Genomic DNA, 11311 nt, shown 5'->3' with positions numbered 1-11311 from the left:
GATGGTGCCAATGGATCCGTCGCTATGGCAAGCGATGGCAGCTATTCTTACACGCCCAATGCGGATTTTAACGGCTCTGACAGCTTCACCTACACCGTAAGTGACGGGAACGGCGGCACAGATACGCAAACGGTTAATATCACCGTAGCCCCTGTAAACGACGCGCCGGTTGCGCAGGCGGCTTCTGGCGTTGGTGATGAGGATGGATTGATCTCCGGTACTCTGGTGGCCAGTGACATTGATGGGGACATCCTGACCTTTGCCCTTGAAACAGACGGTGCGAAGGGCGCGGTTGCGCTGCGTGCGGACGGAACTTATGCCTATAAACCCGGTGCAGACTTTAATGGCACGGATAGCTTTACCTTTACGGTCACTGATGGAAACGGCGGGTCGGATACGCAGACGGTCAACCTTACGGTGAACGCCGTTAATGACGCGCCCGAAGCGCTGACCGCAGAGGCGGCTGTGGCGGAAGACAATGACCTGACAGGAACTTTGCTGGCTACGGATGTGGAAGGCGACAGTCTGGTCTTCGCTCTGGAAACTGACGCCGCGAATGGCGCGGTGACAGTCGCGTCTGACGGTGGCTTCATTTATAAACCTGCCGCAAACTTCTTTGGCACTGACAGCTTCAGCTACTCTGTCATCGATGGCAACGGCGGGACGGTTACGAAGACTGTGGTCGTAGAGGTCGCTTCCGTAAATGATGCGCCCGTGCTGGTCGGAACAGTGGCTGATGCCGTTATAAACGAGGCAGACGGCGCGTTCGGCTTCGATCTCTCCAGTTATGCGAGCGATGTTGAAACCACCGATCTGGACTACTCTCTCGTCAGCTTGATTAATGCTGACACAGGTCGTGCAGTACAGGTTGGGACGGCCTTCACGGGCAGTGTGTTCAGCTTTGATCCCAGCGAACTGGCCTTGGGTGCGGGCGAGGTTTTCAACGGGATTATGACGTTTAAAGCAGATGACGGCAGTGGCACTGCCAACAGTTCTGTGTCGATGTCGTTTGATCTGACTGTGAACGGCTCGGACGATCCAACGCCAATCAACACCAACAATGCGCCGGTGGCGCAGGATGCCGAAATACGCAAGGGTGATATCGATCCGATTGTCATTGATCTGAACGAACTTGCATCAGACGAGGATGCAGGCACGGTCCTTACGTTTGGAAATATTGCGATTTCGGGCTCCGGTCGTGACGGGACGGTTGAATATACACTGGTTGACGGTGTGCTGACGATCGACCCTGCACAGTTCAACATTGTCCCGGATGAAGAAACAGGTGTCGCGCCGGAGATTGCTCTGGAAATCTCCTACGAGGTGAACGACGGGGAAGGCAAAGCCAACAGCTTTGACACCGGCATCATTCAACTGACCATTGAAGATGGTGCTGGGCCGGAAGAGGAGGTAGATACACCGAACAACCAGCCGGTGTTTACCGATACAGTTGTGGATGAAAACGCGACTAACCGGGATATTGTGATCGACCTTGCGGCTTTGGCATCGGATGCGGATCTGGATGATTTGTCATTCGGCGTGACGATTAACAGCGGCACCGTCTTAGGGTACGAGCTGCGTGGCACAGATCTGCATGTGTTTTGGACCGATCCGGATATTTTCACTTTGGAGGCGGGCCAATCTATCACGACCGAGTTTGCGGTAACCGTGGATGACAACACCGGAGAGACAAATGCAACCGTGGTCGGGACGGTGACGCTCAATGTGGATGGGCCGTATACCGAAACGCCTGCCGAGAATAATCCGCCATCCGTCGCTGGTCCGCTGTACGAGTTGGAAATTGTTACCGACGGACATGATCTGGTCTCATACAATCCTGATAACCTAGAGCGAACCGAGCTATCTCGCGACCATTTTGTAGGGACGTCCGTCAATTTGGATCTGGACCTGTTTGTCAGTGATTCCGATGGCGACGGGCTTACTTTTTCCGATCTTTCAGTATCTTTTGGTAGCGATGAAGGCGGCGCGACGCCTGATACGATCACAAGCAGTTTTGACGGGACGAGCAATATCCTGACCTTTGACATTGCGGATCTGGGGCTTGCGGATGGTGAAGATGTGCCGATTTCGTTGAACTTTACCGTAACGGACGATTCCGGCGCTGAAAATGCATCTGTTGAAGCAAGCGTTAACATTGCCGTATCCGATCCTGCGGATGCAGTTGCCCCCACACCATCGGTGTTCGATTTTGAGGAATATTCTTCGGCAGATAGCAATTCAGTTTCGATTGATAGCTTGGACGGTTTCATTTTCAACACTGAAGCCTCGGTGATGGAAACCGATGAATATGCCGAAGATCCTTCGCGGGCGCAGGAAGGCGTGGCCAACGGGCAAACGACAACAGGCGGTGACAACGTGTTGATCACGCCGCCGGTCGACGGCGCCAGTAACCCTTTCGCAATCTATGACGATGCAGCGACAGTCCGAATAGAGGACGCGGAGTCATACGCGACTTTCGCGACCAGCGGCACGACGATGGCATCGCGAGGTGGGGGCGAGAGCTTTGGTTATGGCGCGGAATTCAATCTGGAGAGGCTGTCACTGAACGCGGTCGCATTGGATGGCGTCACAATCCGCATCGTTTCGTATCGCGCAGAATTTATCGACACGACCCCCGATTCGAGTTTCAAAACTTACAACGCGGATTACGTCGAAGTAGATCATTTTGACTTCGTTGTTGATGCCTCTACAAGTGCCACACTCCTCGATTTCGGGACTACGCTGTTTGACGATCCTTCTGCCGACTTCGATAGCAAATTCGATGGCATCAATGCGGTTGAAATCTACGCGCTGGATGGTTCGAGTGTTGTCATTGATGACCTTAACCTGACGCCTGCGTAACCCACAGACGGCATCGATCAGTCCCAGATGTTCCGGCGGAGCATCTGGGGGCTGGCCTACTAAGTGAATTCAGTGAGTTCGGTCAAATTGTCGAGCGTGTCAAAAGCCTCAAACAGGACAGTCCGCTGATCATCCGAAAGCGAATCTGTAAGTACATCGTGGCGCTTCTGCATAAGCGGCAGTGTCTTGGCAAGCAGCTCGCTCGCCTGTGGGGTCAATCGCAGGTAGGATTTGCGGTGATCGTCAAGATCATCCTCTGTTTCCAGATACCCGTCTTTGATCAGCGATTTGACAGCGCGACTGATCTGGCCCTTGTCGATCCTTGAGATCGACGAGATTTTTGTATGGGTGACATCATTGGAGGAATTTACAACCGTAAGTATACGCCATTGGGACAGAGAAATATCGCTGACAGTCTGAAGAATCCGCGTCGATTGTGCGTTGAACCGCGTGTGTAGTTGGGCAACGCGGTAGGTAATGATCTCCGAATACCGCAGTTTGCGGTTTCCGCTTCCGATCAAAAGTAGCCGTTCTTCCATTTTGGGGGGTGGTCTCTCATCCATGTAATCTATCGCATTCATCTCGCTTTTAGTTGATGTGTCAACCGCAAAGCGACAGGCGCGCGCGGGCAATTCGCCGACTGGGGACCGGCCCGCGCCAAAGTCCATTGACGTTTTGGTGGATAACGGGCAGAAAATATCCAACATTTTGGGAAATACTGGGCATCATGATCTTCAAGCGCACCCCTGGTGAAGATGATTCAATCGTTGCGATGCTGGCATCGGCCTTGCGGCGCGATATTGCGTTCGGGGCTCTGATGCCGGATCAGAAGCTCAAGATCGAACAATTGCGCCAGCGTTATGGCGGCTCGAATCACTCCATGCGGGAAACTCTGCGGTTGCTGTCTGCCGAAGGGTTGGTCGAAGCGACGACCCAGCGGGGGTTCCGCGTCACCAGTGCCACCGAAGAAGACCTGCGCGATATCATCATGGTGCGCGGCCAGATTGAAAGCGCGGCGCTGGAACTGGCGATAGTGCACGGCGATGTCCCGTGGGAGGGCAGGGTGATGGCGGCCCATCACGGGCTGCGCAAGGCAGAGACCGCTGTTGCCGCGACGCCGGATGACCTGACCGCGCTAGAGTGGGACGAGGCGTGCAAAGCCTTCACGGCGACATTGATTGAAAGCTGCGGCTCTCCGCGTCTGATTGACCTGCAAGAGAAATTCTTCAACCAGTCCCGCCGTTTCCGGCTGGCACTGCTGCGGGAAGGCCGTCTTGATTTCGCCCGCCGCAAGGCCCGCCAGCAGGCGCTGCTGGATGCGGTGCTGGAACGGGACGTTCAGGCCGCACTGGCGGTGCTGGCCAAGGATATCGCGGCAGAGCTGCGGGCAGAGCCGTTGAACGATTAAAAAATTAAACTGAAACCAAATCACTGGGAGGAAACCATGATGACACTGAACCGCCGTAAGGCATTGATTTTGATGGGGGGCGCGGCTGCGGCCTCGACACTGGCAGCACCTGCACTGGCCAGCAACAAAAAGATTACCGTTGGCGCGCTGCGCTTCACATCCCACTCCGGCAGCTTTGTCGCCTATGAGCGCGAATATTTTGCACAGGCCGGTCTGGACGTGGAATTCAAGTTCTTCCAAGCCGCACAGCCAATGGCCGTGGCGATTGCTTCGGGCGATGTGGATTACGCTGTGACGGCTGTGTCCGGCGGCCTGATCTCGCTGGCCCAAAAAGGCGCGATCAAGGTGATCGGCGGGGCACTGTCCGAAGAAAAAGGCATCGACGGTCAAAAAATCCTAGCTTCCGACGCGGCATTTCAAGCCGGTCTGACCTCACCAGCGGGGCTGGACGGGAAAACCTTCGGGATTTCCACCGCCGGCTCGTCCTTCCACTACATGGGCTCCAAAATGGCCGCAGCAGAAGGCGCCAACGTCAGCTTCAAGCCGCTGCAAAAAGTCGGCGCCATCATCGGCGCATTGAAGTCCGGCCAGATCGACGCATGGTCCATCGTGCCCCATATTGCCAAGCCGCTTGCGGGTTCTGGTGCGGTGCATATCATTGGTGACGTAGCGGATTATATCCCGAACTATCAGGTTACGACCGTGTTCACTTCGGCCAAGAATGCGGCGGACGAACGGGGCATGACCGAAGGCTTCCTGAACGGATATTCCAAAGGTGTGGCCGATTATAACGCGGCCATGATCGCGAAATCCGGCGGCGAGGACGGCGTTAACGAGATGGTCGATCTGATCCATAAATACGTCTACACCGACCGCCCGCGTGAAAAAGCGGCGCCGTCGATCATCAACGGCACCATGCGTCTGAATGAAAATGCCGCGCTGAACACGGCGTCGATCGAGGATCAGTTGAACTGGTTCCAGTCCGAGGGTCTGGTGGATACGGATATCACGCTCGACACGCTGGTGGACGGATCTTACGTGGACACCATTAAGGCCTGATCGCGTCTTTCTTAACTAAATCACCGAAAGCGGGGCGGCATTTGCACGCCCCGCACCGCTTTACCGGAGCCTGTGCCAATGGACATCCGTCTGGAAAATGTCAGCCATTCCTACGATAATTTCGAAGTCATGCGCGACATATCCCTTGAAATCCCCCACGGCAGGATCGTCTGCATTGTGGGGCCGTCGGGCTGTGGGAAATCCACGCTGCTGCGGTTCATCGGCGGGCTGGAACGTCCCAAACAGGGCCGTGTTCTACAGGTCGGCACACCGCCTGCGGATTGTCTCAATCCCTTGACCTATATTTTTCAGGATTTCGCTCTGCTGCCGTGGCGCAGTGTGGCGGGGAATATCTCTTTGGTACTGGAAGATCACGGCATCAAAGGCGCAGCCGCTAAGGAAATCATAGACGACGTGCTGGCACGCACCAAGCTGACGGATTTCGCCAAGGCGCTGCCCAAACAGCTGTCTGGTGGCATGAAACAACGGGTCGCCATTGCCCGCGCACTGGCTGTGAACCCGGCTGTGATGCTGATGGACGAACCTTTGTCCGCGCTCGACAGTCAAACCCGCGAGCTGTTGATGGACGATCTGGTGTCCTTGTGGACCCGCACGCCCTTTACAGCCGTTTATGTCACCCACAATCTGGCCGAGGCCGTGCGTCTGGGTCATTCCATCGTGGTCCTGTCCCGCAGGCCCGGCCAAATCCGCGAGATCGTGCATCTGGATACCCCACTGGCCGAGCGCCAGTTCGGTGATCCGGAACTGGATCGCCAGCAAAGGCACCTCTGGCAATTGATGCGGGACGAAGCCCGTGCAGCAGATGCGGAGTTGCTTGATGTCTGATACCACGATGCCCCACACCCCCACAGAGGCCAGAGCCGAAGCCCGCACCGTCAGCTTTCGCGGTGGCGGTTTCGCACCGCAACGCAAACGCTGGGTTGGCGGCGTGGTCTTTGTGCTGCTGATCGCAATTGCCGAATGGGGCACCCGTTCGGGATGGATTTCCGCTTTGACCCTGCCCAAACCCTCTGACGTTTTGGAGACACTGATAGAGTTGCATCAGTCCGGTCTGCTGTACAAACACCTGTCCCCATCCCTGTCACGTCTTGTGGTGGGCGCTGCGCTGGGGGCGAGCTTGGGCGTTGGGGTTGGCGTGTTAATTGGCCTGTTTTCCTATATTCGCGCAGGGCTGGTGCCGTTGGTGGCGGCAATTTTCCCGATCCCCAAAATTGCCCTGCTGCCGCTGTTTGTGATCTGGTTTGGCATCGACGAAGGCTCCAAATACGCGCTGATTGCTTTTGGCACCTTTACCCCGACCGTGGTCGCTACCTACGGCGCGGTGGATAACGTCGATCGCAGCCTGATCCGCATGGGGCAGAGCTTTGGGCTGTCGTGGCTGTCTATCGTGCGTAAAATCGTGTTGCCCGGTGCGATGCCGGGTATTCTGTCGGGTTTGCGGATCAGTCTGGCCATTGCGATCATCCTGCTGGTGGCAGCGGAGATGCTGGGCGCGGAATACGGCATCGGCGCTTACATCCTTGAAGCAGGCGCGCTTTATGATCTGGAACGGCTGTTCGCTGGCGTGTTGATCCTGTCTGTGCTGGGCGTTGTGCTAAGCACGGTCATCGGCCTGATCGAACGTCATCTTCTGGACTGGCGCAGCTGATTTGCGGCCCTGCGGGGACTCTCGCAGGGGATCAAAGCGCGACACAATACCGTTACACCCCTTGTCTGATGGCCGTTTTGGCCCCAGATTAACACTAAGACCAAACCCCGAGAGGGGCATGCGGCTGATGTCGTGACAGGTCGGAACAGAAGTGGCCTGTGCTCCTTTCGCTTAACCCGAAGGAGCATCTTATGTTTAAACGTCTTACATCCACAGCACTGGTATTTGGTATGGCTGCGTTGGCCCCGCCCGCATGGGCGGCAACCTGTGGCCCGCGCGATCAGATGGTGTCCCATCTGACCGAGAAATATCAAGAGACCCGCCGCGGTGCGGGCCTGAGCAGCGCCACACGAGTGGTCGAGTTCTGGTCCTCGGCACAGACCGGCAGCTTCACCCTATTGCTAAGCTATCCCAACGGTATGACTTGCCTGCTGGCCACGGGCAACAACTGGAGCGATGCAGCGCCGGTAGAACGTCCCGCACAGATCACCACGGATGAAGCGACATAGCGATGTTGAATAAAGGTCCATAGAAAAAGGCCCCGCGCGTTTTGCGTCGGGGCCTTTTAAAATTTGCTTGAAATCAGGCTTAGTCAGCCAGTTTCAGATCTGTCGCAGCTTCACGACCGTTACGGCCTGTTTCCACTTCGAACGTTACTTTCTGGTTGTCGTTCAGACCGTTCAGGCCTGCACGCTCAACAGCGGAGACGTGTACAAATACGTCGGATCCACCGGCGTCTGGCTGAATGAAGCCGTAGCCTTTTGTCGAGTTAAACCATTTTACTGTTCCGGTTGCCATAATGTGGCGCTCCTATCGTTTTTCGCCGCCCGCACTGTGCTGCGACTGGTGGTGTAGCTCAGTGTCTTAGGTCGCGTCTGCTACATCGAAGAAGGAGCGGATCGTATAAAGATGAACCTCACGGGGGAATCTATGACTCACGCTTTTGAATATTGCAAGTGAAGCTTTAATGACGTGGACAGGTTGCGAAATTGCGCCGAACGGGTAGAAAACAGCCTATTACATAAGGAAAAGACCATGAAACTCTACGGGTTGAAGAACTGCGATACCTGCCGCAAGGCGCTCAAATCACTGGCTGACGCAGGCCATGACGTGTCTTTCATAGACGTGCGGGCAGAGGGTGTGAGCCGCGAAGACCTGTCACGGTTTTACACTGCATTCGGCGATGATCTGGTGAATACGCGGTCTACCACTTGGCGGGGGTTGGACACTGAAGAACGCGCCCGTCCGTCGTTGGACTTGTTGGGCGATCACCCAACGCTGATGAAGCGTCCGGTGATCGAAACAGGCAGTGAACTTAGCCTTGGGTGGGGGAAGCCGGTTCAGGAAAAATTCCTTTAAGTTTCGGTAGTTCGCCGCAGCAGACGGTCCAGTGAAATCGGGCCGGCGCCTTTGACGAACAGCACCGCCAACAGCAGTATCCAGATCAGGCGCTGATCCAGTATCAGGCTGTTGGACGGGCCGTCAAACCAAGCCCCGAGTGTTGCACCGCCAACGCCGTGGCCGTAAATATCCACAAGACTTTGTACAACCACAAAGCCGACCATTCCAAGGGCGGCGAGACGGGTGAACAGGCCGATAAGGATCAGGAACGGCAACAAAAACTCCGCCGTGGTTCCCGCCACAGCAACCAACCATTCAAACGCACCCATCTGGGAAATATCGTAGCCCGCGGCTTCAAATTTCTTTGGAAAAATCTGGATATAGGCGTTCTCGGTCGGGGATAAAAATCCAAAAAAACCTGCGCCAGTTTTGGTGAAGGCTGAGTTCCAGAAGTAAAACAGCAGAACTGCGGCAAAGCTGAACCGTGCCAGAGTGGGGAGGAACCAGCCTTCCAGCGCACGCAGCACGGAGGCCATCAGGGTGTGGTAGAAGCTTATTGCTGCTGTCATGGAGTGTCCTTTAGGAGAGTATGTCGATGATCAGGCCGTGTTGAAGCATCAATACAATTCCGGCTGTCAGATCAAATGCGGTGTCGTTTGTAGTGGCGTTTGCCAAAGCCTCCCCGAGGGTGTTTCCCGCCTGTAAACTGCCAAGAAACGCTGCCATATCTGGGCTGATTTCCTGCATTTCAAGATCAAGTTCGGGGCGGGTAATCAGGGTGGTTTGTGATGTTGCCGGTGGCTTTGGCGCGTCCGGCAGCATGTTGTAGTTCCATATTGCCACCACCGGATAGGCGCTGGTCAGAATGCGAAGGGACGGGGCGAGCGTCAGGCGCAGGTCCATCAATTTGTCGGGCGCTACCTGTGCCAGCGCATCTGCTGCGACAGGTGTTGTGTCCGCCGCGTGGTAAGCGCTGCGCCGCATCAGTTCCAGACGGGCTACATCAGCGAGATACGGCACATGGGACAGCGGTGTGAAGCCTTGCAGAAAGGCGGGGAAATCCTCGCCGTAAAACATCAGGAGCGGGGATGCGGGCGGGTGCTCCCGGACATAGAGACCTGCGAGATTGCGAAAGTTCTCTGCGCCGATCAGTTTTTGGATCACCGGAAAGGCAGTCTCCATCGCATCCAGCAGGCTGACCACGACATTGTTGCGATAGACATCGAACCTTTTGCCTGCGGGCCGACCCTCGGGATCAATGACCCCCTCCGGCACGGGCTGCGCGGGATCTAGCAGGGCTTGTGCAAATTGGGACTGCGCAGCCATTAGTCTGCGCGCGCCGCAACTGAAGACAACAAGCGATCCGCGCGGGCCGCTTCCGTGGCGAGCGTATCCCATTCGGGAATGTCATTGTCCCATTCGATCAAGGTGGGGCGGGGGCCCGCCTTGGCCAGCGTGTATTCGTAAAGCGCCCAAACCGGATCGACCACAGGGCGGGAATGGCTATCAATCAGCAAAGTAGCCCCGAAATCATCCGCATCTTCTTCATGGCCCCCAAGATGCAGTTCTCCGACCAGATCGGTGGGGAAAGCATCGATGTAGCCTTCGGGCGAGTAATTCTGGTTCGTAGCCGAGACAAAAACGTTGTTCACATCAAGCAGTAGGCCGCAGCCGGAACGGGAGGCGACCTCGCTCAGGAATGCGATCTCTGTGCGGTCGCTTTCCTCAAACGCCACGTAAGTTGACGGGTTTTCCAGCAACATCTGCTGCCCCACCGTGTCTTGAACCTGATTGATATGGGCCACGACGCGATCAACGGTGGCTTGTGTGTAAGGCACGGGTAGAAGATCGTTCAGGAAATGGCTGTCATGGGTGGACCAGGCAAGATGTTCGGAAAACAGCCCCGGTTCCAGCCAATCCACCAGCTTTTTCAGGCGGTTCAGATGATCTTGATCCAGCGGGCCTTCCGCGCCGATAGACAAGCCAACACCGTGGCAGGACACCGCAAACCGTTCCCGCAGGTGGCGCAGTTGGGCAATCGGGCGCCCTCCGTCACCCATGTAGTTTTCGGCGTGAATTTCAATCCAGCCGATGCTGTCGGGGTTTTGCAGAATGTCGTCCAGATGCTGCGCCTTATAGCCGACGCCGGCGCGATTTGGCACCTGATCCGGTCTGATTGACTGTGCATCCAGCATTTTAGAAAATCCCAAAAGTTACGGGGTGTCGGTTGGGCGTGTGCTGGCCACCGCTGCGGCCAGCACATGTATCGTGTGAGGGCGGATCAGCTTGGCAGATCACGCTCCAGCGCTTCGGTGGAACCGGTACGTGCGGAGCCGTCAGCCATTTCGGGAAGGTTGATTTCTGTGCAAGTGCCAGCATCTACCAGTGACCAAGCGTTGCCTTGGTAGTCTACTGTAGATGTACCAGCGCAGGATGTGCCCGGACCAGCAGCGCAGCCGTTCTGACCAGCAAGCGAGACGCCGTAGCATTTTTCTTTGGACTGCGCAGAGGCAGTATTGGCGTGAGACACAACTGCGGCTGCGACGGCAGATGCAACGGCAAGGGTTTTAACTGTATTGGACATGTAAGGTTCCTCTCTGTCGAAAACTGTGTGCGGCACCGTAGAAGTCCTTCAAGGTGCGGTAACATGATCGTAGCCAAGCGAAGTGATCAATAGCTACTCACATGGATGTGTATAACACGTAGTTCAGCCGTTGTAACATTCCCTAGGGGGAAGGTTTGCCGCGAAATTCGGTTCAATTATCACGTTAATGCCCTGAAATTAAATCAATTTGTATGCTGCCCGCTTCGTCGCACCCGCCCGGATCGCGCGTTTGGCTAGACGAAAGGCAAAGGCGGGGCGCCAGCTTTGTAACAGAGCGTGCTACCGCAACTTGGCTCGATGTGGCCGCTTTAACTCCGTTGAATGAAAAAAGCCCCCGATTGCGGGGGCCTTGATCCTGTCGGTCTGT

13 protein-coding genes are annotated in these 11311 nt (G+C 55.9%); 7 read left to right on the top strand and 6 right to left on the bottom strand.

Annotated features, from left to right (window positions below; genetic code table 11):
* Positions 1-2862 (top strand): cadherin-like domain-containing protein (locus IEX10_RS13875; protein ID WP_188676386.1); only part of this gene is annotated, 2862 nt, incomplete at its 5' end.
* 59 nt (positions 2863-2921) lie between these two features.
* On the opposite strand, the gene IEX10_RS13870 is transcribed toward IEX10_RS13875, so the two are convergent.
* A complete protein-coding gene (locus tag IEX10_RS13870) occupies positions 2922-3425 on the bottom strand; it encodes a MarR family winged helix-turn-helix transcriptional regulator (protein ID WP_188676383.1) in 504 nt (167 codons plus the stop codon).
* A 164-nt stretch (positions 3426-3589) separates the two neighbouring features.
* Between IEX10_RS13870 and IEX10_RS13865 the strand changes: the two genes are divergently transcribed.
* From IEX10_RS13865 to IEX10_RS13845, 5 genes are all read left to right on the top strand, one after another.
* Positions 3590-4270: a GntR family transcriptional regulator gene (locus IEX10_RS13865; protein ID WP_188676380.1), complete on the top strand. Its 681-nt coding sequence runs from the start codon at positions 3590-3592 to the stop codon at positions 4268-4270.
* Positions 4271-4306: 36 nt separating this feature from the next.
* A complete protein-coding gene (locus IEX10_RS13860) occupies positions 4307-5329 on the top strand; it encodes an ABC transporter substrate-binding protein (protein WP_188676377.1) in 1023 nt (340 codons plus the stop codon).
* A gap of 78 nt (positions 5330-5407) precedes the next feature.
* The gene (locus IEX10_RS13855; RefSeq protein ID WP_188676375.1) at positions 5408-6175 is read left to right on the top strand and encodes an ABC transporter ATP-binding protein; all 768 of its coding nucleotides are present in this window, start codon (positions 5408-5410) and stop codon (positions 6173-6175) included.
* Positions 6168-6998, top strand: coding sequence for an ABC transporter permease (locus tag IEX10_RS13850; RefSeq protein ID WP_188676372.1), 831 nt, complete (start codon positions 6168-6170; stop codon positions 6996-6998). The genes IEX10_RS13855 and IEX10_RS13850 overlap by 8 nt, the downstream gene beginning before the upstream one ends.
* 191 nt (positions 6999-7189) lie before the next feature.
* Positions 7190-7507 carry a hypothetical protein gene (locus tag IEX10_RS13845; RefSeq protein ID WP_188676369.1) on the top strand — a complete coding sequence of 106 codons (318 nt, stop codon included), beginning with the start codon at positions 7190-7192 and terminating at the stop codon, positions 7505-7507.
* A 79-nt stretch (positions 7508-7586) separates the two neighbouring features.
* Here the strand turns inward: IEX10_RS13845 and IEX10_RS13840 are convergent, their stop codons facing one another.
* The gene (locus IEX10_RS13840; RefSeq protein ID WP_188676366.1) at positions 7587-7796 is read right to left on the bottom strand and encodes a cold-shock protein; all 210 of its coding nucleotides are present in this window, start codon (positions 7794-7796) and stop codon (positions 7587-7589) included.
* 237 nt (positions 7797-8033) lie between these two features.
* On the opposite strand from IEX10_RS13840, the gene IEX10_RS13835 reads away from it, so the two are divergent.
* On the top strand, positions 8034-8357 hold the full coding sequence (locus IEX10_RS13835; RefSeq protein WP_188676363.1) for an ArsC/Spx/MgsR family protein: 324 nt from the start codon (positions 8034-8036) through the stop codon (positions 8355-8357).
* Here IEX10_RS13835 and IEX10_RS13830 read toward each other — a convergent pair.
* The 4 genes from IEX10_RS13830 to IEX10_RS13815 form a co-directional block, all read right to left on the bottom strand.
* Positions 8354-8908 (bottom strand): DoxX family protein, encoded by a 555-nt coding sequence (locus IEX10_RS13830; protein WP_188676360.1) that lies wholly within the window; start codon positions 8906-8908, stop codon positions 8354-8356. The two genes, IEX10_RS13835 and IEX10_RS13830, sit on opposite strands and share 4 nt — an antisense overlap.
* A gap of 10 nt (positions 8909-8918) precedes the next feature.
* The gene (locus IEX10_RS13825; RefSeq protein ID WP_229678555.1) at positions 8919-9665 is read right to left on the bottom strand and encodes an HvfC/BufC N-terminal domain-containing protein; all 747 of its coding nucleotides are present in this window, start codon (positions 9663-9665) and stop codon (positions 8919-8921) included.
* On the bottom strand, positions 9665-10534 hold the full coding sequence (gene bufB / locus IEX10_RS13820; protein ID WP_188676354.1) for an MNIO family bufferin maturase: 870 nt from the start codon (positions 10532-10534) through the stop codon (positions 9665-9667). Before bufB ends, IEX10_RS13825 begins: the two co-directional genes overlap by 1 nt.
* 86 nt (positions 10535-10620) lie before the next feature.
* A complete protein-coding gene (locus IEX10_RS13815; protein ID WP_188676351.1) occupies positions 10621-10923 on the bottom strand; it encodes a BufA1 family periplasmic bufferin-type metallophore in 303 nt (100 codons plus the stop codon).
* Positions 10924-11311 lie beyond the last annotated feature (388 nt).

Source organism: Neptunicoccus cionae, assembly GCF_014643735.1.
Lineage (GTDB): Bacteria > Pseudomonadota > Alphaproteobacteria > Rhodobacterales > Rhodobacteraceae > Amylibacter > Amylibacter cionae.
The sequence above is the reverse complement of the archived record's forward strand: the minus strand, read 5'-3'. Positions and strand labels throughout refer to the sequence as shown.